Annotated in this window: 24 protein-coding genes; 16 read left to right on the forward strand and 8 right to left on the reverse strand. The window is 49.6% G+C overall.

Annotated elements, in window-relative coordinates; translation table 11 throughout:
- Window positions 1-76: 76 nt before the first annotated feature.
- The 4 genes from proB (at window position 77) to DFER_RS22085 (ending at window position 4,304) form a co-directional block, all read left to right on the forward strand.
- A complete protein-coding gene (gene proB, locus DFER_RS22070; protein ID WP_041736588.1) occupies window positions 77-1,108 on the forward strand; it encodes a glutamate 5-kinase in 1,032 nt (343 codons plus the stop codon).
- Window positions 1,108-2,358, forward strand: coding sequence for a glutamate-5-semialdehyde dehydrogenase (locus tag DFER_RS22075; protein WP_015813874.1), 1,251 nt, complete (start codon window positions 1,108-1,110; stop codon window positions 2,356-2,358). Before proB ends, DFER_RS22075 begins: the two co-directional genes overlap by 1 nt.
- On the forward strand, window positions 2,352-3,437 hold the full coding sequence (locus DFER_RS22080) for a M20 family metallo-hydrolase (protein ID WP_015813875.1): 1,086 nt from the start codon (window positions 2,352-2,354) through the stop codon (window positions 3,435-3,437). The genes DFER_RS22075 and DFER_RS22080 overlap by 7 nt, the downstream gene beginning before the upstream one ends.
- Before the next feature lie 174 nt (window positions 3,438-3,611).
- Entirely contained in the window at window positions 3,612-4,304 is a 693-nt protein-coding gene (locus DFER_RS22085) for an enoyl-CoA hydratase/isomerase family protein (protein WP_229206078.1), read from the forward strand.
- 67 nt (window positions 4,305-4,371) lie between these two features.
- On the opposite strand, the gene DFER_RS22090 is transcribed toward DFER_RS22085, so the two are convergent.
- From DFER_RS22090 to DFER_RS22100, 3 genes are all read right to left on the reverse strand, one after another.
- Window positions 4,372-5,934, reverse strand: coding sequence for an Rne/Rng family ribonuclease (locus DFER_RS22090; protein ID WP_015813877.1), 1,563 nt, complete (start codon window positions 5,932-5,934; stop codon window positions 4,372-4,374).
- 268 nt (window positions 5,935-6,202) lie between these two features.
- On the reverse strand, window positions 6,203-7,051 hold the full coding sequence (locus tag DFER_RS22095; protein ID WP_015813878.1) for a tetratricopeptide repeat protein: 849 nt from the start codon (window positions 7,049-7,051) through the stop codon (window positions 6,203-6,205).
- Window positions 7,052-7,081: 30 nt separating this feature from the next.
- The gene (locus DFER_RS22100; RefSeq protein ID WP_015813879.1) at window positions 7,082-7,387 is read right to left on the reverse strand and encodes an HU family DNA-binding protein; all 306 of its coding nucleotides are present in this window, start codon (window positions 7,385-7,387) and stop codon (window positions 7,082-7,084) included.
- Window positions 7,388-7,621: 234 nt separating this feature from the next.
- Here DFER_RS22100 and mutY point away from each other — a divergent pair, with 234 nt between their 5' ends.
- From mutY to DFER_RS22140, 8 genes are all read left to right on the forward strand, one after another.
- Window positions 7,622-8,629 carry an A/G-specific adenine glycosylase gene (gene mutY, locus DFER_RS22105; protein ID WP_015813880.1) on the forward strand — a complete coding sequence of 336 codons (1,008 nt, stop codon included), beginning with the start codon at window positions 7,622-7,624 and terminating at the stop codon, window positions 8,627-8,629.
- A 105-nt stretch (window positions 8,630-8,734) separates the two neighbouring features.
- Window positions 8,735-9,592, forward strand: coding sequence for a phytanoyl-CoA dioxygenase family protein (locus DFER_RS22110; protein ID WP_015813881.1), 858 nt, complete (start codon window positions 8,735-8,737; stop codon window positions 9,590-9,592).
- Window positions 9,593-9,630: 38 nt separating this feature from the next.
- Window positions 9,631-10,836 carry a Gfo/Idh/MocA family protein gene (locus DFER_RS22115; RefSeq protein WP_015813882.1) on the forward strand — a complete coding sequence of 402 codons (1,206 nt, stop codon included), beginning with the start codon at window positions 9,631-9,633 and terminating at the stop codon, window positions 10,834-10,836.
- A 66-nt stretch (window positions 10,837-10,902) separates the two neighbouring features.
- Window positions 10,903-11,415, forward strand: a complete 513-nt coding sequence (locus tag DFER_RS22120; RefSeq protein WP_015813883.1) for a single-stranded DNA-binding protein — start codon at window positions 10,903-10,905, stop codon at window positions 11,413-11,415.
- A gap of 129 nt (window positions 11,416-11,544) precedes the next feature.
- Complete coding sequence (locus tag DFER_RS22125; RefSeq protein ID WP_015813884.1) at window positions 11,545-12,861, forward strand: transporter associated domain-containing protein; 1,317 nt, start codon at window positions 11,545-11,547, stop codon at window positions 12,859-12,861.
- Between the two features lie 76 nt (window positions 12,862-12,937).
- The gene (guaB, locus tag DFER_RS22130; protein WP_015813885.1) at window positions 12,938-14,410 is read left to right on the forward strand and encodes an IMP dehydrogenase; all 1,473 of its coding nucleotides are present in this window, start codon (window positions 12,938-12,940) and stop codon (window positions 14,408-14,410) included.
- A gap of 139 nt (window positions 14,411-14,549) precedes the next feature.
- Window positions 14,550-14,957, forward strand: coding sequence for an IS3 family transposase (locus tag DFER_RS22135; RefSeq protein ID WP_015811369.1), 408 nt, complete (start codon window positions 14,550-14,552; stop codon window positions 14,955-14,957).
- A gap of 8 nt (window positions 14,958-14,965) precedes the next feature.
- Complete coding sequence (locus DFER_RS22140; RefSeq protein WP_041734881.1) at window positions 14,966-15,790, forward strand: IS3 family transposase; 825 nt, start codon at window positions 14,966-14,968, stop codon at window positions 15,788-15,790.
- 87 nt (window positions 15,791-15,877) lie between these two features.
- Here DFER_RS22140 and DFER_RS22145 read toward each other — a convergent pair whose 3' ends face one another.
- Together DFER_RS22145 and DFER_RS22150 are read right to left on the reverse strand one after the other, a co-directional pair.
- The gene (locus tag DFER_RS22145) at window positions 15,878-16,534 is read right to left on the reverse strand and encodes a DedA family protein (RefSeq protein ID WP_015813886.1); all 657 of its coding nucleotides are present in this window, start codon (window positions 16,532-16,534) and stop codon (window positions 15,878-15,880) included.
- A gap of 41 nt (window positions 16,535-16,575) precedes the next feature.
- Entirely contained in the window at window positions 16,576-17,370 is a 795-nt protein-coding gene (locus DFER_RS22150) for a phosphosulfolactate synthase (protein WP_015813887.1), read from the reverse strand.
- Window positions 17,371-17,535: 165 nt separating this feature from the next.
- On the opposite strand from DFER_RS22150, the gene DFER_RS22155 reads away from it, so the two are divergent.
- From DFER_RS22155 to DFER_RS22170, 4 genes are all read left to right on the forward strand, one after another.
- On the forward strand, window positions 17,536-18,018 hold the full coding sequence (locus DFER_RS22155) for a PaaI family thioesterase (RefSeq protein WP_015813888.1): 483 nt from the start codon (window positions 17,536-17,538) through the stop codon (window positions 18,016-18,018).
- Window positions 18,019-18,042: 24 nt separating this feature from the next.
- On the forward strand, window positions 18,043-18,873 hold the full coding sequence (gene mazG / locus DFER_RS22160) for a nucleoside triphosphate pyrophosphohydrolase (RefSeq protein WP_015813889.1): 831 nt from the start codon (window positions 18,043-18,045) through the stop codon (window positions 18,871-18,873).
- A gap of 107 nt (window positions 18,874-18,980) precedes the next feature.
- Window positions 18,981-19,385 carry a hypothetical protein gene (locus DFER_RS29300; RefSeq protein ID WP_015813890.1) on the forward strand — a complete coding sequence of 135 codons (405 nt, stop codon included), beginning with the start codon at window positions 18,981-18,983 and terminating at the stop codon, window positions 19,383-19,385.
- Window positions 19,386-19,388: 3 nt separating this feature from the next.
- The gene (locus DFER_RS22170; protein WP_015813891.1) at window positions 19,389-20,054 is read left to right on the forward strand and encodes a thiamine diphosphokinase; all 666 of its coding nucleotides are present in this window, start codon (window positions 19,389-19,391) and stop codon (window positions 20,052-20,054) included.
- Here DFER_RS22170 and DFER_RS22175 read toward each other — a convergent pair.
- The 3 genes from DFER_RS22175 to DFER_RS22185 all read right to left on the reverse strand — a co-directional run bounded on the left by DFER_RS22175 (window position 20,049) and on the right by DFER_RS22185 (window position 24,213).
- On the reverse strand, window positions 20,049-21,692 hold the full coding sequence (locus tag DFER_RS22175) for a M1 family metallopeptidase (protein WP_015813892.1): 1,644 nt from the start codon (window positions 21,690-21,692) through the stop codon (window positions 20,049-20,051). The two genes, DFER_RS22170 and DFER_RS22175, sit on opposite strands and share 6 nt — an antisense overlap.
- Window positions 21,693-21,720: 28 nt before the next feature.
- A complete protein-coding gene (locus DFER_RS22180) occupies window positions 21,721-22,701 on the reverse strand; it encodes a Kelch repeat-containing protein (protein ID WP_015813893.1) in 981 nt (326 codons plus the stop codon).
- A 132-nt stretch (window positions 22,702-22,833) separates the two neighbouring features.
- Window positions 22,834-24,213, reverse strand: coding sequence for a glucoamylase family protein (locus DFER_RS22185; RefSeq protein WP_015813894.1), 1,380 nt, complete (start codon window positions 24,211-24,213; stop codon window positions 22,834-22,836).
- Window positions 24,214-24,217 lie beyond the last annotated feature (4 nt).

Raw genomic sequence — 24,217 nt, forward strand, 5'->3', positions numbered from 1 at the left:
CGCCTGAAAAGAAGTATTTTTGCCGCCAGATTGATTACCGGGTGCCGGAAATGGCACCGCTTATTTGAATCCCAAAGTGTCAAAACCTATTCTCGTCATAAAGTTCGGGACGGCCTCTATCACGCTTACTTCGGGTGAACCTGATGTCAGGATCATCTCGGAAATAGCCCGGCAGGTTTCGGAAATCCATTCGCAATACCGCATTATCATCGTTTCATCGGGTGCGGTGGGAGCTGGAAAGGCCTATATCAATGATTACAAAGGCACAATGACGCAGCGAAAGGCAGCCGCGTCGGTTGGTAACCCGCTGCTCGTCGGCCTGTATGCTTCCTATTTCGCCCCGAATAATATTTACATTGCGCAAAGCCTTTGCGAGCGGCAGCATTTCGCGAACCGTAATAAATTCCTGCAACTCAAAGAGACTTTTGAAGAACTCTGGTCGAACGGCATTATCCCGATCGTGAACGAAAACGACGTGGTAAGCGACCGTGAGCTGAAATTTTCGGATAATGACGAGCTGGCCACATTACTGGCCGTCGGTTTTGGGGCTGAATCGCTCATGTTCTGCACGTCTGTGGGCGGGTTATTGGATGAAGAGGGGCGAATCCTGCGGAACGTATCCAATGTGAACGAGGTTTTCAAGTTTGTCAGGACTGATAAATCTTTCCTCGGCCTCGGAGGAATGGCGTCCAAGCTGACTTTTGCCAAGCTGGCTTCCAGAATGGCAATCCGCGTGGTGATTTTTGGCATGAATCAGCAAAATGAGCTGCTGAATGCATTGAAAGGCGAAGCAGGGACATTGATTACGCCGGGCAAAAGCACATTATCGGCGCGTAACCGCTGGCTGGGAAGCGGCGGGCTTGTATCCGGCACATTGCGTGTGGATGAAGGCGCGTCGAAAGCATTATTGAAGCGTAAAAGTTTGCTAGCGGTGGGTGTCACCGAAGTAACGGGCGATTTTGAAGCGGGTGAAATCATTGAAATATACTCGCCGGATGACGAAATGATCGCCGTCGCGCGGGCGCGGGAAACTTCCTCGGCGATCCGCAGCAACCTGAAAACAGTGAATTTTGAAGTGGCGCATGCCAATGATATAGTTTTGTTATAATGGAATCGATTGTACCTCAATTAAAGGAAGCGCGGGAGGCCTCAGTGGCCGTTCGCCGGCTGTCGGACAGGCAAAGGGCTGATCTGCTGATCAACCTTTCGGCCCGCGTTCTGGCCAATGCCGAAAACATCATCGCCGAAAACCGGAAAGATCTGGTTTTAATGGATGATGCCGACCCGAAAAAGGACCGCCTGCTGCTGAACGAAAAGCGGATCAACGAACTGGCGCAAAGCCTGGTTGAGGTAGCCGGACTCCCGGACCCGACGGGCGAGGTATTTGTCGAAAAAACCATTCAACAGGGGCTTTCTCTGAAAAAAATCGCCGTGCCGCTGGGCGTGGTGGGCGTTATTTATGAATCGCGCCCGAACGTGACCATCGACGTGGCTTCCCTGTGCCTGCGCTCTGCGAATGCATGTGTACTCAAAGGCGGTAAGGAAGCGCAAAACTCCAATAATTACCTGGTAAGCCTTATTCAAGAATCATTGGGCGAGTTCGGTGTACCTGCGGCGGCTGTGACTTTGCTGCCGACCGGTCGTGAGTTTGTCGGCGAGCTGTTGACGGCCACCCAATATGTGGATATCATCATTCCACGCGGCTCGGAAGGGTTGATCAAATTTGTTCGTCAGAATTCATTGGTGCCTACCATTGAGACTGGCGCGGGCGTTTGCCATACTTACATTGAAAAAACAGGCGACCTTGATAAAGGCGCTGAGATCGTAGTGAATGCGAAGGTGTCGAAACCTTCGGCTTGCAATGCGCTGGACACTGTTTTGGTGGATCGTGCGGTGGCAGGCGAGTTTTTGCCCAGATTGAAGGAAGGTTTTGTGAAATGGAATGTGGAGGTTTTCGCCGATGAGGAATCTTATGATATTCTTCAAAAAGCGGCATATCCGTATTTACAGCATGCCAGCGATGATGATTTTGGCAAAGAATTTCTGGATTTTAAATGCTCGGTTAAGGTCGTGGATGACTTGTCGGATGCATTGAAACAAATTGAAAACTACTCTTCCAGGCATTCAGAAGCCATTATTTCCACCAATGAGGATGCGATTGAAACCTTCTTGAAAGAGGTAGATGCAGCTTCGGTATATGCCAATGCTTCTACCCGCTTTACCGACGGCGGCGTATTTGCATTGGGGGCAGAAATTGGTATTTCAACGCAGAAACTGCACGCCAGAGGCCCATTTGCATTGGAAAAACTGGTGACTGAGAAATGGATTGTGAAAGGAGACGGACAGGTAAGATGGTAAATAGCACTTCGGAAAACATACAAACGCTGTCCGCAGAGGCCATCGCATTGTTGAAAAGCCTGATCGAGACACCTTCATTCAGCAAAGAGGAGGAAAATACGGCAAAAATCCTGGCTGATTTTTTTACCGGCAAGAACATCCCTTTTCATACCAAAAAGAATAATCTCTGGGCTTTCAACAAGCATTACGATGCGAGCAAGCCCACGATGCTGCTCAACTCGCACCATGACACGGTGAAGCCCAATAAGTCGTGGACGCTGGACCCGTTCAGGGCCATTGAGCAGGATGGAAAACTGTATGGCTTGGGAAGTAATGACGCTGGCGGTTGCCTCGTATCATTGATCGCAACATTCGTTCATTTCTACGAAAGAGAAGATATCACCTATAATATCGCCATCGCCACCACCGCTGAGGAAGAAATTTCAGGTAAGGAAGGACTCGAAATCGTAGCGCCGGAATTGGGCGAAATCGCATTTGCCATCGTAGGCGAGCCGACCGAAATGCATTTGGCCGTAGCAGAAAAGGGCTTACTCGTGCTGGATTGCACTGCAAAAGGCGTTTCCGGCCACGCGGCGCGCGAGGAAGGCGATAATGCGATCTACAAGGCGTTGAAGGACATTCAGTGGATTACGGAATACAAGTTTCCCAAAGTGTCTCCAACACTCGGCCCGATCAAAATGTCGGTGACGATTATCAATGCGGGTACGCAGCATAATGTGGTGCCTGACGCCTGCACATTCACGATCGACGTGCGGGTGACGGATCAGTATACTTTGGAAGAGGTTATCTCGGAGATCAAGACGAATATCCAGTCGGAAGTAACACCGCGCTCGATCCGCTTGCGGCCATCCAGCATTCCAATGGACCATCCGATCGTACTGGAAGGTTTGAAACTGGGCCGTAATGCGTACGGATCACCCACCACTTCCGACCAGGCATTGCTCGATTGTCCTTCTCTCAAAATGGGTCCGGGGCATTCCGCACGCTCGCATAGCGCGGATGAATTCATTTACCTGCATGAAATTGAAGAGGGGATTGCGCAGTATATTAAAATGGTAGAGGGCGTGGTGACCCGATAATTTGCTATACTTGCCAAAGCGAACTAACCTGGTTTTGGCATGCGATTCTACTCCGAAGAAGACATTCAAGCTTTTGATAACGTCCGGTTTTTGCACATCAAAACTGCAAAGGCCGGACATCTTTTTACCATCACATTGGCCCGGACTGAAAAGCGCAATGCATTTACGCCTACGATGGCGGAAGAGATTGTTTATGCATTGGCCTATGCGCATTATCAACCGGATGTCCGGTGCGTGGTTTTGAAAGCGGAAGGGCCGGTTTTCTGCGCTGGCGCTGATTTGAATGCTTTTCATGATCCTGCTGCTAACATAGAAAATGTTTCATTGCCACGAATACACGAAGAGGCACGAATGGGGGATGCATTTAACGAACTGCTCAAACCTTGCATTGCGCAGGTGGAAGGGCCGGTGCTGGCGGGCGGATTTCTGATGATATGCGGCTGCACATTCGTTTTTAGTGTGCCGGAGGCTACTTTCAGTTTGCCTGAGGTGAAACGTGGCATTTGGCCGATGCAGGTGATGGCGTCGCTCGCGCCGATTTTATCGGAAAGGAAAATTCTGGAAATGTCGATTATAGGAAAAGCTTATTCCGCGGAAGAAGCGCTGGAAATGGGGCTGATCACGCATTTAGCGGAAAAGGAAAGGATAGCAGACGAAGTGAGTGCATTGGCCAATCAGATTTGCAACAGCGCGCCGCTGGCGATTCAATCAGGAATGCGAAGTTTACAGGAATTGAAGAAAATTCCTCAAAATGAACAGCATACATTCCTAAAAAGCAAACTAGATGAACTCCTGAAAACAGAAGACGCCCAAGAAGGAGCATCAGCCTTCAAAGAAAAGCGGGAACCAATCTGGAGAGGAAAGTAACGACCTGATAACAGGGCCTTACTACAAATGACAATCTATGACCAAGATTGACCAGACCTGACAACCGTCAGTTCACCGGCACGATCTCAATTTCCTCCCCATAGCGGTTATGGAATTTGAAATCCACCACGCCCAGCGACGAGTCTTTGATCAGTTTCACCCAGGTTTTGTAATGGAAGAACCATTTCACCTGCTCTGAAATGAGGCCTTTGGTAAAATACGAATGCAGGAACGGATGGAGCGAAATGGTAATGCCGCGCTCGTTCTGCTTGGTGAGAATGTAATCGAGGTTGTTGGCGATCACGTCGGATACGAGGATGCTCGCCTGGATCGTGCCCGTACCGCCGCAGGTAGGGCAGGTTTCGCGGGTTACGATGTTCATTTCCGGCCTTACGCGCTGACGCGTGATTTGCAGTAGACCGAATTTTGAAAGTGGCAAAACGGTGTATTTCGACCGGTCGCCCTTCATTTCATCACGCATAACGTCGAACAGCGTGCGCTTGTTCTCCGCCTTTTTCATGTCGATAAAGTCGACAACGATGATGCCGCCCATATCGCGCAGACGCAGCTGGCGGGCAATTTCCTTGGCCGCTTCGAGGTTGACACTCAATGCAGTAGCTTCCTGATCCTCTTCGGAATTGGATTTGTTACCGCTGTTGACATCGATCACGTGCAATGCTTCGGTGTGCTCGATGATCAGGTAACCGCCATTTGGAAGGCTTACCGAACGGCCGAACAAAGATTTGATCTGCTTTTCCAGGCCGAATTGTTCGAACAGCTTGTTCTTCCCATTGTGCAGGCGCAGAATGTTCTCTTTTTCCGGCGCAATGTTGTGAATGTAAGCTTTGATATCGTCATAAACCTCCTTCGAATCCACGGTAATGCTATCGAAGGACTCGTTGAGCATGTCGCGGATAATCGAGGATGCACGGTTCATTTCACCGATCACGCGGTCGCGTGGCTTGGCGTCTTTCAGTGCTTTGATACCATTCTCCCACTTGTCGAGGCAATCCTGCAAGTCCTTGTTAAGCTCTTCCACATCCTTGCCCATTGCTACGGTACGGATGATCACCCCGAAGTTCTGAGGCTTAATGGAAGACATCAGCCGTTGCAAGCGGTTGCGTTCCTGCTTGTCGGTGATCTTTTTGGACAGGTTGACTGAATTGGAGAATGGGACAAGTACAATATACCGGCCGGCAATCGAGATGTCGCAGGAAAGTCTGGGGCCCTTTGTAGAAATTGGCTCCTTAACGATCTGGACGAGGATTGGCTGGTTTTTGGAAAGGACTTTATCGATTTTTCCAAGCTTCTCGATTTCCGGCTCCATCTTGAAATTCTTCAAGTTTCCGGAATGCGCGCGCTTGGCAATTACATCCTTGGTGAGCTTATTCAGCGAGTTGATATTGGGCCCCAAATCGAGGTAATGCAGGAATGCATCCTTTTCAAAACCGACGTCAACAAAGGCAGCATTGAGCCCTGCCACCAGCTTTCGAACTGTACCCAGGTAAATGTCACCCACGGTAAAGCTCTGATCCGGTGTTTCTACGTGATATTCTAAAAGACGTTTATCCTGCAAAAGGGCTATACGCTCTCCCTTTTGAGTAGAATTGATTAGTAATTCGTTACTCAATGTTCAACCAACTGAATGGCTCGATAATGTTGATACTTAACTCCCCGCATATCAGACTGTTAGCGGGATACAAACGTGGGGAATAAGGATGACCGGATCTTAAATGCTTAAAACCCGGTCATAGCCAATTATTTCTTCTTATGTCTGTTTTTTCTGAGTCTTTTCTTTCTCTTGTGAGTGGAGATCTTATGTCTTTTTCTCTTTTTTCCGCAAGGCATGATTATGTCGTTTATAAAATAAGTAATGTATTTCCTTAATGATCTGATGATCAGTTACCCAGACGACCTTCCAACTCGCCGATCGCTTGCTGGATTGCCGGATCTTTCTCCTCCTTTTTAACCTCCGACAGAACTTTGCTTGCTTGTTCCTTGTCACCCAATTCGACCAGTGAAACGCCCAGGTAAAACTTGGCTTTCGTGTTGGCGGGATTGTTGGTTAAAATCTGTCTGAACCTGTCAGCAGCTTTTGAATATTGATTAGACCTCATGGACAAGATCCCCAGATTGAACAATGCCAATTCGTTGGTAGGATCTGCGTCGATCACCTCGCGCAACATCATAATACCCTGCATCGGGTTTTCGGTGTTCACGTAAGTCATCGCCATATTGGCTTTTGCAGCCAGCAGGCCAGGATTCTGGTCAATTGCTTTTTGGTAATATTCGCGGGTTTTGGCACCCAGGTTTTTAGATTTCTGCTCGTCCACCGCAAAGCCGTATGCCTCGTAGTAGCGGTCGCCCGCACGCATCAGGTTTTCGTCCGCAGGGGAGAGCAGGGCTACTTTCTCGGCATAGAATGCGGCGCTGTCAAATTTTTGCAGCTTCTCAAATTCGTCCGAAAGCTTAATGCCCGCAGCAACCTTGTCCTTATCACCCGCCTGATTGAAGCCGCTCCTCAGCTGATCCACAACTTTCTGTTGATCAGGGGATAAAGCGGCTCCATCATGCGATTTGGAAGAGGGCTCAGCTGCTGTTTCCGTCGCACTTGCAGCGGCCGCCGACTGGCTCCTTTCTGTGTCCACATCTTTGCCCTTGTTGTTCACAACGACTTTGGGAAGGCTAAACAACGTTCCCACGAGCGCAACTGCAAGCACACAAGAAAGGATAATGGACTTTTTCATACTCTTATAACCCAACCTTTTTGAGGTAAATTACTTTTCAGCGACTGCTTTTAGTTTGTCACTTTCTTTTACCTGCTCAACAAAAACTTTTGCAGGCTTGAAGCTTGGTACAAAGTGCTCGTCAATAATCATGGAAGTTCCCTTCGAAATATTGCGGGCTACTTTGCGCGCACGTTTTTTGTTGATGAAACTACCGAAACCTCTTACATAAAGGTTCTCACCATCAGAAAGTGAGTCCTTTACCACGGTAAAAAACGATTCTAGCGTTTGCTGAACGTCGCCCTTGTCTACGCCTGTTTTCTCAGAAATCTGTGCGATTACGTCTGCCTTAGTCACTTTGATTGTTTACTTTAAGTGGATATTATTTCATTAATTTACTTACTCCTGTAAATTTTGGGAACACAAAGGTACGGTAATTTTAATAAAACTTAAAAGGATGATCTTCCCCTTTTTTATATAATTCATTAAAAAACAGTGCACATAAGTGAAAATAATAGGTTACCCCAGGATTTCGGGGTGATCGATTTTAACAGAAGACTGAAATCCTGGTATCTTGAAAGTCACCGCCCTTTGCCCTGGCGTGAAACCAAAGATCCATATAAAATTTGGTTATCGGAAGTGATCCTCCAACAGACCCGCGTGGCGCAGGGGCTGCCTTATTACGAGCGTTTTACAGAGCAATATCCGACCGTATTCGACCTGGCGGCGGCCGATGAGCGCGATGTGCTCCGGCTATGGCAGGGTTTGGGGTACTATTCCCGCGCACGGAACATGCATTTCACTGCCCGTCAGGTGGTCGAAGATTACAACGGCCGGTTTCCTGAAAGTGCGGAAAAGCTTTTGAAACTGAAAGGGCTCGGGCAATACACCGCGGCGGCCATAGCATCGTTTGCATTCAATGAGGCGGTGCCGGCGATTGACGGCAATGTGTACCGCGTGATGGCTCGCATTTTCGGGATACAGGCCGACATGCTTAGCAATGAGGGAAAGAAGGAGTTTGCGGCCCTGGCAAGGCAGCTGGTGCCGAAGGACGATCCCGCGACCTACAACCAGGCGATGATCGAGTTCGGTGCATTACAATGTGTACCGGCGTCGCCGAACTGCGCGGCTTGTATTTTCAATGACCGCTGTTTCGCCTATGAACACGGCATGCAGGGGCAGTTGCCGGTGAAGATCAAAAAGTTGACCATTAAGCACCGTTTTCTGAACTATTTCATCATTAGGCAAGGAAACAGACTCGCCATGCATGAGCGTCTTGCCCGCGATATCTGGTCTGGCTTATACGATTTTTACCTGATTGAAACCCGGACACCGGCTACCACACTTGATCACCTGACCATCCCTGAACCCATCTTCCAGAACCTGCTTTCAAAAGGAACAATACAGGAGGTCCCGAAAGTATATTCCCACATCCTGACCCACCAGCGCTTGCAGGTACGATTCTGGTGGCTGGAAATTCCGGAAACCGAACGGATAGATTTGCCCCCCGGATTGGCTTTTTACGATGATAAGGAAGTGGAAGTGCTGCCAAAACCTATTCTGATTGATACGGTTTTGCGCGAGGAAAACTATCTCTAACCGCCTGATCATTTCGAATTTAGTTAGCGGTTTGGCGACTGATAACGGATAGGATTGTGTTTTAACTAATATATTTTTGTACTAAACACTTAATGGGATTCAGTCATGGGAAGTTTCAGTTTGAATGCCAGCCAGATCGCCGACTATAACCGCGATGGCTACATTGTGGTAAAAAGCCTGTTTTCGACGGAGGAAATTGAGAAACTATATCATACCGCACTCGAAAACTCGATCATGCAGAAGAATGCAATGGACCTGAACGATCAGTCGGGCAAGAAAACTAAGCTTTCGCTCTGGTTTACGCCCGGCGACGACGTTTTCGGATATCTGATCCGGAGCGAGCGAATGGTCAATTCGGTGTGGCAGCTGTTGCAGGAAGAAAGCCAGGTTTGTCATTTTCATACCAAGCTTATGCAAAAGGAGCCTAAGGTTGGCGGCGCGTGGGAATGGCACCAGGATTATGGTTATTGGTATAAAAATCAATTCATTTTCCCCGATCAGCTCATGAGCGTGATGATCGCGCTGACGCCTGCTAATAAGGAAAACGGCTGTTTGCAGGTCATTAAAGGCTCGCACAAAATGGGCCGGGTAAACCACGGCTTTGCGGGCGAGCAGGTGGGTGCCGACATGGAAATGGTGAACCACGCATTGAAAACAATGGACCTTGTTTACTGCGAATTGGAGCCAGGCGACGCATTGTTTTTTCACAGCAACCTCATGCACCGCTCGGAAGCCAACTTGTCCGATCATCCGCGTTGGTCGCTGATTTCCTGCTATAACTCGCAATCCAACATCGCCTACGCCGAAACGTCCACATCGTGGCGCGTGCCGGTTTCCATCGTGCCCGATCACGCATTGCTCGAATGGAACGCCCAATCGTTTGAAAATGCCGATTTCCTTAAAAAAGAGGACGATCCGGCATTGAAATCCACCGGCTGGGAGAATGAAGTGAAGACCAACTGAGTGTCGATATCCTACCAAACCTTAACCAAGAATCATTTATGCAGAAAATCGCAATGCTCGGCTCGGGCTTTATCGGCCGTTTTTATGCGGAATCCATTCACGGACAGCGCAGTCGCGACCGCGTCGTGGCCATTTACGCGCGGCGGGAAGAAAGCGCCAAAAAATTTGCGGATGATTATGGCTGCGATTTCTGGTCGTCGAACATGGAAGAGGTGATAGCCCATCCCGATGTGAACATGGTTTGCATTGCATTGCCGAACAATGTGCATGAAGAAGCGGTAATGCTTTGCGCCAAACATAAAAAGGCCGTCGTATCCACCAAGCCGCTCGGGCGGAATGGGGCGGAAGCGCTAAGAATGCTGAAAGCCGTGGAAGAGGCGGGCATTTTTGCCGGTTACCTGGAAGATCTTTGTTACACGCCGAAGTTTTTGAAATCACTCGAAAGTGTGAAAAACGGTTCGCTGGGCCGCATTATCTGGGCCAAATCGCGCGAGGCTCACCCGGGGCCGCATAGCGAATGGTTTTGGGACATCGAACAGGCCGGCGGCGGGTGCATTCTGGATCTGGGCTGCCATTGCATTGAAATATCGCGGAATTTTATCGGGAAGGACATTAAACCCGTCGAAGTAATGTGCTGGGCGGATACGCAGGTGAAACCGATCGACGCCGAGGACCATGCCATCGCATTGGTTAAATATGAAAACGGCGCAATCGGGCAGTTTGAGGTAAGCTGGACGTTCCGCGGCGGGATGGATTTGCGGGATGAAGTGATGGGGACGGAAGGCACGATCTGGATCAACAACTTTTTGAGGACCGGTTTTGAAATGTTCACCACAGGCCAGAACCCCGACGGCGCCGGCGAGGAATACGTAGCCGAAAAAGCCGAAAGCAACACGGGATGGCTATTTCCGGTTGGGGACGAAGTGAACGATCTGGGTTATAACCACATGTTTACGGATATGTTCAATTCTGTGGAAAAGGGTAACGAGCCTGCGGAGACTTTCTATGACGGCTACATTGTAAACGCGGTCATCGACGCGGCGTACAAATCGGCGAAATCGAAGCTTTGGGAGAAGGTGGAACTGCCCGTGTGGCGCGGCCGCGAGGGGGTGGAAAAGCCTTCCAACTATGTTTCGTATAATGAAACGCATTACCTCATCAAACAGGAGGTAACACACGACGGGCGGAACAAACTGATCCTGAAAGACAAGGCAACCGGCAAGATTACCGAGCAGGATATTTAACAGAAATCTTTCGGTGAATATGCCTATATTTAAAGTTGCAACAAACATAAACCGCAATAAAAGACAATGGCAGGAAGCGTTAACAAAGTAATTCTGATAGGCAACCTGGGCAGCGATCCGGAGGTTCGTTACCTGGAAAGCGGTTCCGCTGTGGCGAAATTCAATATCGCGACCACGGAAACTTACACCAACAAAAACGGTGAGCGTGTAGACAATACCGAATGGCACCGCATCGAGCTTTGGGAAGGATTGGCCAAAGTAGCCGAGAAATACCTTAAAAAAGGAAACCAGGTGTACATCGAAGGACGTATCCGCACGGACACCTGGACCGACAAGGAAGGCCAGCAGCGCACCGGAGTAACCATCCGCGCGAACAGTATGACATTACTGGGCGGTCCGTCGGGCGGCGGTCCGTCAGGCGGCGGCAATTCTGGCGGCGATTACAACCAGGGAGGCCAGCAAGGCGGTTACCAGCAATCGGGCAATGCACCGCGCTCCAACAACGGCCCGCGACCGTCGGACCCGATACCGCCATCGATGGCAGCCGGCAGCAACGACGACGACGATTTGCCGTTCTGATGCACTCCGACTAAGATAGTGACGAATCCCGCTTCAAAATGTATTTATTCCTGAATTGATACAGTTTATAAGCGGGATTCGCTACATTTAGCTGCTTGAATACCTATTTTGAACATTTTCTGACATTTCGTGAAAGAAACAGAAGACAGTGACGACCCGCTTGCCCGAACGCGTACGGGGATCGATTTTCCCCAGAAAAGTACGCAAACCACTCTGGCAGGGGTGATCATACCCTTTGATTTCCTGGCTCCCTACGACCTCATTCTTGTAATAGTTTTTTTGCTGATATCCCTGTTCCTCTCCGGCATCAGGGCGGCTTATGCGGCTTCCGGTGCGATGGAAAATCCCTGGGAACGCAAGGCGGAAGGCGGAAACCAACTTCCTACGCGTATTCAACAGTTGGCGTTGTCATTGGTGCAGCGCGGCATTACCTTGTTCGCATTGGTGCTGGCGGCGCGTCTGGCGTGGCTGCAAATGCAGGCGGGGAATATGGAAATAGTCCGGTGGGCGGTCCTGGCGTTCGTCGTTGTCTGGATCTGGCTCGATGCGATGGTCCGTTACAACAGCGCACGCAAAGCCCAGGAGCTCATTCCGAAACTGTCCGGGCTGACGCAATTCCTTATCAAAATATGCAAGCCCCTCACACAGCCGGTAATGAAGCTAGGCTATTCGTTTGGTGTGCTTACGCCCGAAGGTGCGGAAATCACCACCGAAATGCTCGAAGCCAAAGCGGAAAGCGAAGAAGAAACCGATTTGCTCCGTGGCCTGGCCAATTTCCGGCAAACTATTGCGCGCAAGGCTATGCAGGCACGCGTGCAGATCACCGCATTCGATATTGAGCTGGATTTCCATGAACTGATGGACCGCATCAATAAATCGGGGTACTCGCGGGTGCCGGTTTACCGGGACGACCTGGATCACGTTGAAGGTATCCTGAATGTAAAAGACTTGCTTCCGCACATTCACCTCGACGAGCACTTTAACTGGCAAAAATTGCTCCGGCCCGTTTATTTCATTCCCGAAAGTAAGCGCCTGGACGACCTGATGAAGGATTTTCAGAACCGCCGGGTGCATATGGCTATCGTGGTGGACGAGTACGGCGGAACGAGCGGGCTGATCACACTCGAAGACATTATCGAAGAAATTTTCGGGGACATTAATGATGAATATGACGAAGACGAGGAAGTGAACTACACGCAGGTGGACGAGCACACATACGTCTTCGAAGGAAAGGTGCTGATTAATGACCTTTGCCGCCTGCTTAACCTTGAAACCGACTATTTTGATGAAGTAAGAGGCAATAGCGAATCTTTGGCGGGGCTATTGTTGGAGCTGTTTTCACGACTTCCACGCACCGGCGAAATTGCCACGCATCGGGAAGTGACGTTCAAGGTTCAGTCGGCCGACAAGAAGCGCATTAAAAAAGTGCGGGTGCTGGTGTCATAAAAAAAATACAATTCGATTTTATTTACTCAGAACTTATTATTAATTTTGCCCGGCAAATAACAATAGTTTATTTGCTATGAGCACAGACCCATCCAAAGTCCTCTTCGAGGCACTCACCTACGACGACGTTCTGTTAATCCCCGGTTATTCAGAAGTCCTGCCTCGTAACACATCAACAAAAACCAAGCTTACCCGTAACATCGAGTTGAACATTCCTATTGTGTCGGCTGCTATGGATACGGTAACGGAATTTGAACTGGCCATTGCCATGGCTCAGGAAGGTGGTATCGGAATAATCCATAAAAACATGTCCCTGGAAGCGCAGGCTGAGCAGGTGAGAAAAGTAAAACGTTCGGAAAGCGGCATGATCCTCGATCCGATCACGCTACTCGACACCGCGACCCTTGGCGAGGCACACCAGATCATGCGCGAGTTCAAGATCGGAGGTATCCCGGTGATCGACAAGGATCACAAACTGGTGGGTATCCTGACCAACCGCGACCTTCGCTTCCAACGCGAAATGGCCAAGCCGGTAACCGAAATCATGACGAAGGACAACCTCGTTACGGCTTCGGAAGGCCTGTCGCTCGACGACGCAGAGAAAATCCTCCAAGAATACAAAATCGAGAAACTTCCTATCGTAGATGCAGACTACCGTCTCACGGGCCTGATCACCTACAAGGACATTCTGAAACGCAAATCACACCCGAATGCATGTAAGGACGAATACGGCCGCCTGCGCGTAGGTGCGGCCATCGGCGTTACGCCCGACGTGCTGAAACGTGTGGAAGCGCTGGTGAAAGCCGGTGTGGACGTGGTAAGCCTCGACACCGCTCATGGACATTCCAGAGGCGTGATCGATGCATTGAAATCCATCAAAGCAGCATTCCCGAAACTGGACGTGATCGCTGGAAACGTGGCAACCGGCGAAGCGGCAAAAGCATTGGCAGAAGCCGGTGCGGATGCGGTGAAAGTGGGTGTGGGCCCTGGCAGCATTTGTACAACGCGTATCATCGCGGGTATCGGCGTTCCTCAGCTGACCGCCGTGATGTGGGCAGCGGAAGGACTGAAAGGCACTGGCGTTCCGGTTATCGCTGACGGCGGTATCCGTTTCTCCGGCGATATGACCAAAGCATTGGCCGGCGGAGCAAGCACCATCATGATCGGCTCGATGCTCGCTGGTAGCGATGAAGCACCGGGCGAGGTGGTGATTTATGAAGGACGTAAATTTAAGGCATACCGCGGGATGGGCTCTGTGGAAGCGATGGAAGATGGCTCGAAAGACCGCTACTTCCAGGATGCTGAGGACGATGTGAAGAAACTGGTTCCGGAAGGTATCGTGGGTCGCGTACCGTTCAAGGGCAAAGTTTCCGAGATCATTTATCAGATGGTAGGCGGTTTGAAAGCGGGAATGGGCTACTGCGGCGCAGGTGATATCGAATCGTTGCAGAATGCACAGTTCGTGAAAATCACTTCGGCCGGTGTGAAGGAAAGCCACCCGCACGATATCATGATCCAGAAAGAAGCACCGAATTATTCGAGATCTTAAATGTACTTCGGCTGTCGGCTATCGGCAGTCGAACCTTTTTATTATAGTAAAAGATAAGGCGTCGCATTCACTTGCGACGCCTTATCTTTTTATACTTCTGTCCCGTCCTGATATAGGTTGACACAATCAAAGTCAACTAATGGAAGAACAAGACTTTAAGTGTTACAAGAAGCGTACTCAGAAAGATTACAGTTTGGCCTTCAAACTATCGATTGTGGATGCAGTCGAAAAAGGTGAGTTGACCTACAAGCAAGCCCAGCTCCGGCATGGCATTCAGGGAAGGAGTACTGTTTTGGTTTGGCTCAGAAAACATGGTAGATTAGATTGGAAAGAATCTGAAACCATGAAAAAAGACACACCCAATAAAAAGATCCGGGAACTGGAAAGGAAGCTGAAACGGCTTGAACAGGAAAAACATGTGCTTAATACGGCCATCGATATTGCTGACAGCCAGTTTGGTACCGACATCAGAAAAAAGTATTTGAGCCTGTTGTCAGAAGCTGCGGATCAGGCTCAAAAAGAGAGCGGCTCCCCGTCGGATTCGTAGCGAAAGTACTGGGTTATAGCCGCCAGTACTTTTATAAACATTGTAAATCAGCACAGTTACGGGTGCAACGAGAATCACAAGTGAAGACCTTGGTTGAACGAGAGCGAAAGCTTTTGCCACGTTTGGGTACCAGAAAGCTTTATCATCAGCTCAGGGAGTCCCTAAGCGCATCCCAAATCAGGTTCGGGCGTGATCAACTGTTTGATTTAATGCGAAAACATAGGATGCTGATCGTTCCTAAGCGGAGATATGTGCAAACAACGATGTCAAAACACTGGCTTAGAAAGTATCCAAACCTGGCCAAAGATTTGAAGGTAACCAGGCCCGACCAGCTATGGGTAAGTGACATCACCTACCTGAAAACCGATGAAGGGAATTGCTACCTAAACCTGGTAACAGACGCATATAGCAGGAAAATAATGGGCTATGCAATTGCTGATAATATGGAAGCGGTTGAAATGAAAAAGGCTTTCCAAATGGCTGTTAAGTGCAGTATGAATGGACTTGAAGGTCTTATCCATCATTCTGACAGAGGATTACAGTATTGTAGTGCCGAATACACCAGTATTGCGAGGTTTAACCATATCAATATCAGCATGACCGAAAACTCTGACCCATACGAGAATGCATTAGCAGAAAGGATGAACAAAACGATGAAGGAAGAATTTGGACTAGGAAATATTTTACCTTCCAGGAAACTGGCAGGTCATCTGGTCGATGAAGCCGTTCAGCTTTACAACAATTACAGACCACATCTGTCCTTACAAATGCAAACACCTGAATACATTTACAAACAAAAATCCCAGTCACAGAAGCAACTGGGATCATTATAAAACCTGTCAACCTATTTCAGGACGACTCATTCGTAGAAAATATCACAACAAATAAAGCCGATAGCCGATAGCCGACAGCCGAAGTCTTTAAGCCGCGCTCGGCTTTGCGAAGCGGGTTTTCAGGTAGGAGAAAATCATTGGAAGGATTGAAATTCCGATGATGCCGAAAATGACTAGTTCGAAGTTTTGTTTAACAACTTCCATATTTCCAAAGAAGTAGCCAAGCAAAGTCAGCGAGGGAACCCAAAGCAATGCGCCCAGGATGCAGAAAATGATATATTTCGAATAGTTCATGCTTCCCGCGCCGGCTACGAAAGGTGCCACTGTGCGCACGATGGGAATAAAACGAGCCATGATAACGGTGCTGCCGCCGTGTTTTTCGTAAAACGCCTCCGTCTTTTCGAGGTATTCCCTTTTGAGGAACAGGATTTTCTCGCGTTTCTTGATCTGGCCGCCGAACGTTTTACCCATGAAATAGTTGACATTATCGCCAAGCAATGCTGCAATAATGAGGATAATGATGATCAGCCACACATTCAGGCCGGTGGTTTCGTTGGCAGCGATGGCGCCCGCAGCGAACAGCAGCGAGTCGCCGGGTAACAGCGGCATGATTACCAGGCCGGTTTCGGTAAATACAATTAGAAACAGAATGACGTAAGTGAGTGTACCATATTCTTCCACAATATTGAACAAATGCTTGTCCAGATGAAGGAAGACATCAATGAACTGAGTTAAAAATTCCATAGCTATTCGTTAAGTTGACAATCTGTTTTACTAGTCCTGACTTATTTGGAATCTATTTTCCACTTCTGCTTGGTTTTGGCATTCAGGAAGTGGTTGAAAGTATCGCCGCGGAGGCCCAGGCGGATCGTTTCAAGCGGGATGAGTTCGCTGGGTGCGATGTTGCCCAGGTTGACATTGGCGCCCAGGAGCTTCACAAACCACACTTGCTGTGATTTCTGAGGGGCTTCCCAAATCATGTCTTCAAATGCGATTTCTGTAAGGATTTCCTCCACAAGCCCCTGCCGCACCTCGCCGCTCGCACGGAAAAGCCCCACATTCCCCGACTCGCGGGCCTCACCGATCACTTTCCAGGCACCGGCCTGCAATTCTGATTTGATCAGCTGAATCCATTTGTAGGGCGGGATGATCTTGTTCTCATCCTTCGAGCCCACTTCTGACAAAACGGTTACCTGCTGGGAAAGCTTATGAATGTACTCGCATTTCACATCCTGGGGCATTTCAATGGACCCGTCGGAAACTTCTGCATGCGTGAGCTGGTACTTATCGAGCAATTTGCGGTAATCATCGAACTGATTACGGACAACGAATGCTTCGAACAATGTTCCGCCGAAGTACACCGGAATATTGGCATTTTTATATACGGCAAGCTTTTCGTCCAAATTCGGGCTAACGAAAGAAGTGGCCCAGCCAAGTTTTACGATATCAATGTAAGGGGATGCGGTAGAAAGCATATCTTCGGTTTCCCTCACACTCAGCCCTTTGTCCATCACCATGGTAAGTCCTTTTGTTCTGGGTTTCTGGGAACGCTCGGGAACCTGCGATAACGTAAAATTCATATATGAGTAAGCATTTATCTCTGGCAAAAACTCCGGCAAAGGTAGTAATAACCTTCGATACGTAACAATAAAATCCATAGCATTGACTCCTAGTCCTCAATTTTTCTACGATAATTACTATTTTTAAAAACTTCATTCATCACGTCGCAAACCTTTTGGAAATCCATGGACACACACGCACCAACTAACCCGCAAATGGAAAACATGCGGCTCTCTTTTCTTCGCCAATTCATCGGTCGGCCGATGGACCGGCATTTCTCGCCGGTGGCCAAATGGCTGAATGGCATCCTCGTCGCAATTGGAGAAGGTGAAATGGAAGTGGAATATGTTGTGCGGGAGGATATGTGTAATCCGATGGGCACATTGCATGGCGGTATTGCCGCTACTATTCTCGATGATATCGTCGGAACGATGGTTTACGCAATGGGCGGTGAGTTTGGCTTCATATCCGTGAACCTGAACTGCGATTTCCTGAATCCGGCGGTAGTGGGCGACGTGCTCACGGCCAGATCGGCGGTGATCCGTGCCGGAAAGAACATTGTTCATGTAGAAGGCAGGCTGGTGAATGCCCAGGGGCGGATCGTTGCGAAATGTACAAGCAACCTCATCCGGACAGCCTTTAAATTACCGCTCGTGCCGGGGCAGTAACCGGTTTCGCTGTATCTTTGCGGTATGGAAAAACAATTCAGTGACCTGCCTGAAAGCCGCCAGCAACAGCTCATGGCCTTCGACCGTTTGTTGACAATCATGGACGAACTCCGGGAACAATGCCCGTGGGACAGAAAGCAGACAATGGAAAGCCTGCGCCACCTGACGATCGAGGAAACTTACGAGCTATCCGATGCAATACTGAACAACGATTTGCAGGAAATCAGGAAGGAGCTGGGCGATGTGCTGCTGCACATTGTTTTTTATGCCAAAATCGGCTCGGAAGAGGAAGGTAAGGACTATACTTTTGATATCAAGGACGTGCTGCACGGCATATGCGATAAGCTGGTAGCGCGTCACCCGCACATTTACGGCGATTTCGTAGCCGATACGGAAGAGGCTGTGAAGCAGAATTGGGAGAAGCTGAAACTGAAAGAAGGCAACAAATCGGTCCTCTCGGGTGTGCCCGCATCCTTGCCCGCGCTTGTGAAAGCCATGCGCATTCAGGAGAAGGCGAGGGGCGTCGGCTTCGATTGGGATGAAAAGCAGCAGGTATGGGCCAAAGTGGAGGAAGAGCTGCATGAGTTTAAGGAGAATTTCAACATAGAATCGGCTGACGTTATTGATCAAAAGGAAGCCGAAGGCGAGTTTGGTGATTTGCTGTTTTCGCTCGTAAACTATTCAAGATTTGTGGATATCAATCCCGAAACGGCATTGGAGCGGACCAATAAGAAATTTATCAGCCGCTTTCAGTATCTTGAAGAAGCATCCAAGGCAGACGGCAAATCGCTGTCCGATATGACGCTGGAAGAAATGGATATCTACTGGAACCGGGCAAAAGCGCTCGGGGTTTAAAACTGACTCACGTTTCTCGTTACTTTTTTGATTAATGGACGTCTAAACAGACGGGGGCGCTACACAGGGTAGTGCCTATCATTGATTCACATATAGCGAGATTATTTATGTACTTTGAAGAAAGACTGGCGAAGCTGGAAAGCATTACCAACCAGCACGGAAAACAAATCGAAATGGTAGCAGACGGATTAGCGACGTTGACGAGTCGCGTGGATCGCGGTTTCGTCGAAATGCGGGAGCAGTTTCAAAAGGTCGACCAACGTTTCGAGCAAATCGATCAGCGTTTCGAGCAAATCGATCGTCGTTTCGAGCGGCTTGAAGAAAGGGTCGATACGCTTGAAGTCAAAGTCGATCGCATTGAACTAAAACTTGCTGAGCACGACGAACGGTTCGATCGCATCGATCAACGTTTCGAGCAGGTCTATGAGAATTTTAAGCAAGTCAACCAACAAATTCTCGAAGTTCATGGCGTCCTAAGAGAGCTGGTTACCCTCGTCAAGAATAAACAGTAATTAATGTCATCACACCACATCGTTCGGGAGAAGCAGGAGCCTGCTTTGATTATTGCTAATGGGGAAGCCTGCTCTCCGGAATTGTTGGGTCAGCTGCTGGAATGGAGCCCGTTTATTGTCGTGCTCGACCATGCTATTTACCGGGTCCTGGATCTGGGGATCAAAATTGATGTCTGGATGGGCGATTTCGATCAGCCGCACGACGTCGAAGCGATCCGCGAGCGGCAGCATCCACTGGAAATCATCAATACGCCCGACCAGGAGAAAACGGACTTAAACAAAGCCATCGAATTCCTGATCGAGAGAGGTTTTCCGGCCGCCAATATCGTTTGGGCTACGGGCCGTCGTGCGGATCATGCGATCACGAATATCACGGATCTGGTGCGTTACAAGGAGAAAATCAAACTGGTGTTGCTGGACGATTATTCCAAAATTTTTCCGCTCACAGGCACCTTTGAAAAATGGTACACCGCCGGCACGCCCATTTCGCTCATACCAATCGGGACGGTGGATGGCATTGAAACGAGTGGATTAAAATACAACCTTCACAAAGAAACCCTGACGATGGGGCATCGGACCGGCAGTAGTAATGAGGCCGAAACCGATGGCATGGTCAGGGTGTCCGCGCAGAATGGCGATCTGCTGATTATGGAGTGCTGGGATTTATAACGAAGCCTGCTTCGATTCCTTCGCTTCTACATAAAAATTCCGGTCGATCGTTAAGGCTTTGTCACCTTTTACTTTCAGGGTTTTCCAGTCGGTTGTCGGGTTAAGCATCTCCTCTTCGCCGCTGGCGAGTTTCACCTTCACAGGCATATCAAAGCCATTTACCACATTAGTCCAGCGGTATTGCAGGCCTTTACTGCCGAATGCATATTCCAGAACCGGTATCCGCACATCACGGAGATATTGATCGAAGACTTTCGAAAGATCCCTTCCTGCGTGCTCGCTTACGTACTGCTCAATCTGGGAGCCGTACACGGTTTGATGATAAAACGTCTTATTCAGGCCACGGAGGATCTGGCGCCATTTCTCATCGTCGTTCACTACTTGCCGGATCGTGTGCAGCATATTGCCGCCTTTGTAATACATATCCTTCGATCCTTCCTTGTTCACGCCGTAAATTCCCACAATGGGAATGTCGTTGGCGATGAGCCCCCTCGTGCCGATCACATAATCTTCGCCGGCTTTTTTTCCAAAGTAAAATTCCGTGTATAGGTTTTCGGAGTAGTTGGTAAAGCTTTCGTGCACCCACATATCGGCCACATCCTTGTAGGTGATGTTGTTGGCAAACCACTCATGACCGCTTTCGTGGATGATAATGAAGTCCCATTTCAGTCCCCAGCCCGTGTTCGACAAGTCTTTGCCGCGATAACCCATTTTGTATTCGTTACCATAGGTCACCGAGCTTTGATGCTCCATGCCGAGGTAAGGTACTTCCACAAGCTTGTAACCGTCTTCGTAAAATGGATAAGGCCCAAACCAGTGTTCGAACGCTTTGAGCATCCTCGGAGCCTGTTTGAACTGCTCTTTCGCCTTTTCGAGGTTCTGCGGAAGTACGTAATAGCTCAGTTGCAAATCGCCTTTTTCGCCCTTGAATGTCTCTTTCCAGCTTACATAGTTGGCTACATTCATGTTCACCCCGTAATTGTTGATCGGGTTGTCCACATACCAGTTGAAAGTATGCGAATTGTCGCTGTTTTCCACCACCGACCGCAGGTTGCCGTTCGAAACGTCCATGAGATTCTTCGGCACGGTGATGCTGATGAGCATGCTGTCGGGTTCGTCGTACATATGGTCCTTGCAGGGCCACCACACGCTGGCACCCAGTCCCTGGCATGAGGTTGAAATGATGGTATTGCCTTTTCCATCAGGTACCCATTGCACGCCGCCATCCCACGGCGGACGCTTGGCAAGGCGTGGCTTTCCGGTGTAAAATACTTCAACCGACTCTGCCTTGCCGGTTTCCTGGGTTTTCTTTAACGTAATGAAAAATGCATTACCATCCCGGCGATAAGTCAGCGTTTCGCCGTCCTGAACCACCCGGGTAATGTTCAGAGGTTCCTGCAAATCCACCTGCATGGTCTGATAGGGCTTCAAAACCTTGTATCGGATAACGGTACTGCCGGTGAGCGTGCTGTCTTTTTCGTTGGGCCGCACACTGAGGTGGTAGTAAGTAAGGTCCCACCAGGAGCGTTCGGGTGTGATCGACCCGCGCAGGGTGTCGGCATGTGTAAATTCGCCCTTCTGAGCGAATGCATTGAATGAAAAGAGCAGTAAACTGATGCCGGCGAGTATTCTGAGCATTGGATTTTGGGCTAAACTATGAAGTGTATTATTTATCGAGTATTTCCATGTCGTTAAGCTCCGGCCCGCCGCCGCGGTTGGCCGAGCCTGCGGCAATGTAGACTTTCCGGTTGAGCGAGACGGCCTGTGTGCCGTGGCGTCCCTGATGCAGCGAAGGCAGTTTTTCCCATTTCTGGCTTTGCGGATTAAACGCCTCCACTTCGTTATGCGCTTCGAGATGCGCATCACTTTCGCCGCCGATTACCAGTATTTTGTTATTGAAAACAACGGTTGTATTGCCGGCACGCAGCGTAGGAAGGTTGTTGGATGCGTCCATCGTCGACCATTTGCCGGTTTTGAAATCATACACATCCACTTCCTTGATAACGGTATTCAAAACCTGGTTAATGCGCGCCGTGGACAAGCGCCCGCCCGCAACATAAAGTTTACTGTCCAGCACCGCCACCTGCACGTGGTCCCGCGGGCGGGGCGCTTCGGGGAGCGTTTTCCAGGTACCAGTTGCCGGATCGAACTCATCGAACCAGGTCACGTGGCCGTCCCAGTGGCCGTCCTGAATGCCGCAAACGAGGTAAATTTTGTCATTCAGCACAAATGCACCCGCCGCGCCACGCCTTCTGTTCTCAGGGATGGCGGCACCTTTGCGCCATTCATTTTTGATGGGATTGAAAATGTAAATATCCGGGATCGGCACTTCGTGGGGATAGCCGCCCGTGAATGCACCGAGCACATAAATCTCGTTTTTATAAGTTACCGCTTGGAAATGGCTCATTTCGATCGGCGATGGCGCCAGGCTCTTCCAGGAGTCTTTTTTCAGGTCATATTCATCCACCGGCTTGACACCCCGGCCGCCGAGCAGGTATAGTTTTCCGTTGGCCGTTGCCATCGCATTCTCATGTCTTTTTTCAGGGAGGTTTTCGGGCTCCGAAACCGTCCATATCTGCGCCTGTGTCCGAATCGCGAATGCATTCAGCGCGATCAGCAAGGCAGCTTTGTAGTAGAGTAGTTTCATGATGATTATCGTTTGAAAGGCTGGATACCCATGATTTTGCTTGCAAAAACGGTATCAAGGTACAATTATATTCTATAAAATAGAAAGACCGGCGTGCGGCCGGTCTTTCAGTGAATTTTAGGCAAAAAGCGGTTAATTTTTGCTGGATGCGCCCAGTGCCGGGCTTTCGAAACCGAGCTTTTTCAAACCGGCCTGCACCTCAGGATCTTTCATAAACAGCTTCCAAAGCAAGCCCGACCGGTAGTTTTCGATCATCACGATAATCGGTCCCTGGTCGATCGCCAGGTGCGATGTGGCATACCAGTTCTGCGATTCGTTGAATGCATCGGTAAAGCCGTATTCCGACCAGATCTTATCGCCCAAATCATCATAAAAATGGCGTAATGCCTTCATCGACTGCTCCGGCGTGTAGGGGAACGACGACAATGCCGCAGTAGGGGTGATCGTCCCGAAATCGTTTGTAGGGGAATGCGCATTGTAGCCATTGTAAGTATCGCTGGCCGTAAGCCCCCAGCTGTTTTCACCATAGCCTTTGAACTTGCCCGGGTTGGCTACGCAATGCTTGTAGTTAATCAGCGAATGGTTCACATTTTGCTCCCAGTAATCGGCATACTGATCTTTCAGGTTGCGCGGATCGAGGCCAAGGTACGAATAGTGCGCGAAAAACAGCGGTCCGCCGCCGTCGAAACCGAGCGGCAGTTTTACACCATAAAACTCCCTTCCGTTGCGGAAATGGTCGCTTTGCGCCCAGCATTTGTCGTACACCTGGCGGGTAATCGGGTAGCGCGGCGAGGCGGCTCCCATGATGTAGGTAATGAGCGTTTCATTATAGCCGCGCAGCTCGAAGTTCATCGCCCAGCCATGGTTGGGGCTCCAATGCCAGTAAAGCTGGTTCGGATTGCCGCGGGTGTACCAGTCCCATTCCGCCTCGTTCCATATCCACGTAATGCGGCTGCGCAGCTCGCGTTCAAGTGCAGTGTCGCGGTCGAAATACTGTCTTACCGCCAGAAGTCCCTGGAACAGGAACGACGATTCCACGAGGTCGCCGCCATCATCTTTTCGCCCGAACGGAACGATCTTGCCTGTGGCGCCATTGAGCCAGTGGGGGAAAATCCCGTGGTAATGGTCGGCTTTCGAGAGGAATTTAACCATTTTCAATAACCTCGCGGCAACAGAATCGCGGGGCTGCCACTTTCTTTCCGCGGCCACCACCATTGCCATCACACCAAAACCGGTGCCGCCGATCGTGCACACTTCGTCGCCGTAATCGAATGCGATATTGCTTCGCTCGCGGGCGAGGCCGCTTACGGGGTGACCGAAGTCCCAGAAGTAACGGAATGTCTGTTTCTGAACCAGTTCGAGCAATGCGGTGTCGGAGAGGTTCTTAGGCCGGTCGGCCGGATTGAATGCCGCCGGTTTTGCAGCTGCCTGTTTTTTCTTTTGCGCCCGGCAGTCAACCTGGGTGCCGGCAAACAGCGCGAGGCATAGCAGTAGTTGGAAGTATAGCTTCATAGTC

It is taken from the genome of Dyadobacter fermentans DSM 18053 (genome assembly GCF_000023125.1).
GTDB classification, from domain to species: Bacteria; Bacteroidota; Bacteroidia; order Cytophagales; family Spirosomataceae; genus Dyadobacter; species Dyadobacter fermentans.

Coding starts and splice junctions, on each gene's coding strand:
- guaB (WP_015813885.1), top strand. CDS start 12,938: ATGAGCACAGACCCATCCAAAGTCCTCTTCGAGGCACTCACCTACGAC.
- DFER_RS22135 (WP_015811369.1), top strand. CDS start 14,550: ATGGAAGAACAAGACTTTAAGTGTTACAAGAAGCGTACTCAGAAAGAT.
- DFER_RS29300 (WP_015813890.1), top strand. CDS start 18,981: ATGTACTTTGAAGAAAGACTGGCGAAGCTGGAAAGCATTACCAACCAG.
- DFER_RS22115 (WP_015813882.1), top strand. CDS start 9,631: ATGCAGAAAATCGCAATGCTCGGCTCGGGCTTTATCGGCCGTTTTTAT.
- DFER_RS22145 (WP_015813886.1), bottom strand. CDS start 16,534: ATGGAATTTTTAACTCAGTTCATTGATGTCTTCCTTCATCTGGACAAG.
- DFER_RS22155 (WP_015813888.1), top strand. CDS start 17,536: ATGGACACACACGCACCAACTAACCCGCAAATGGAAAACATGCGGCTC.
- DFER_RS22170 (WP_015813891.1), top strand. CDS start 19,389: ATGTCATCACACCACATCGTTCGGGAGAAGCAGGAGCCTGCTTTGATT.
- DFER_RS22110 (WP_015813881.1), top strand. CDS start 8,735: ATGGGAAGTTTCAGTTTGAATGCCAGCCAGATCGCCGACTATAACCGC.
- DFER_RS22120 (WP_015813883.1), top strand. CDS start 10,903: ATGGCAGGAAGCGTTAACAAAGTAATTCTGATAGGCAACCTGGGCAGC.
- DFER_RS22185 (WP_015813894.1), bottom strand. CDS start 24,213: ATGAAGCTATACTTCCAACTACTGCTATGCCTCGCGCTGTTTGCCGGC.
- DFER_RS22180 (WP_015813893.1), bottom strand. CDS start 22,701: ATGAAACTACTCTACTACAAAGCTGCCTTGCTGATCGCGCTGAATGCA.
- DFER_RS22075 (WP_015813874.1), top strand. CDS start 1,108: ATGGAATCGATTGTACCTCAATTAAAGGAAGCGCGGGAGGCCTCAGTG.
- DFER_RS22095 (WP_015813878.1), bottom strand. CDS start 7,051: ATGAAAAAGTCCATTATCCTTTCTTGTGTGCTTGCAGTTGCGCTCGTG.
- DFER_RS22175 (WP_015813892.1), bottom strand. CDS start 21,692: ATGCTCAGAATACTCGCCGGCATCAGTTTACTGCTCTTTTCATTCAAT.
- DFER_RS22080 (WP_015813875.1), top strand. CDS start 2,352: ATGGTAAATAGCACTTCGGAAAACATACAAACGCTGTCCGCAGAGGCC.
- mazG (WP_015813889.1), top strand. CDS start 18,043: ATGGAAAAACAATTCAGTGACCTGCCTGAAAGCCGCCAGCAACAGCTC.
- DFER_RS22085 (WP_229206078.1), top strand. CDS start 3,612: ATGGCGGAAGAGATTGTTTATGCATTGGCCTATGCGCATTATCAACCG.
- DFER_RS22150 (WP_015813887.1), bottom strand. CDS start 17,370: ATGAATTTTACGTTATCGCAGGTTCCCGAGCGTTCCCAGAAACCCAGA.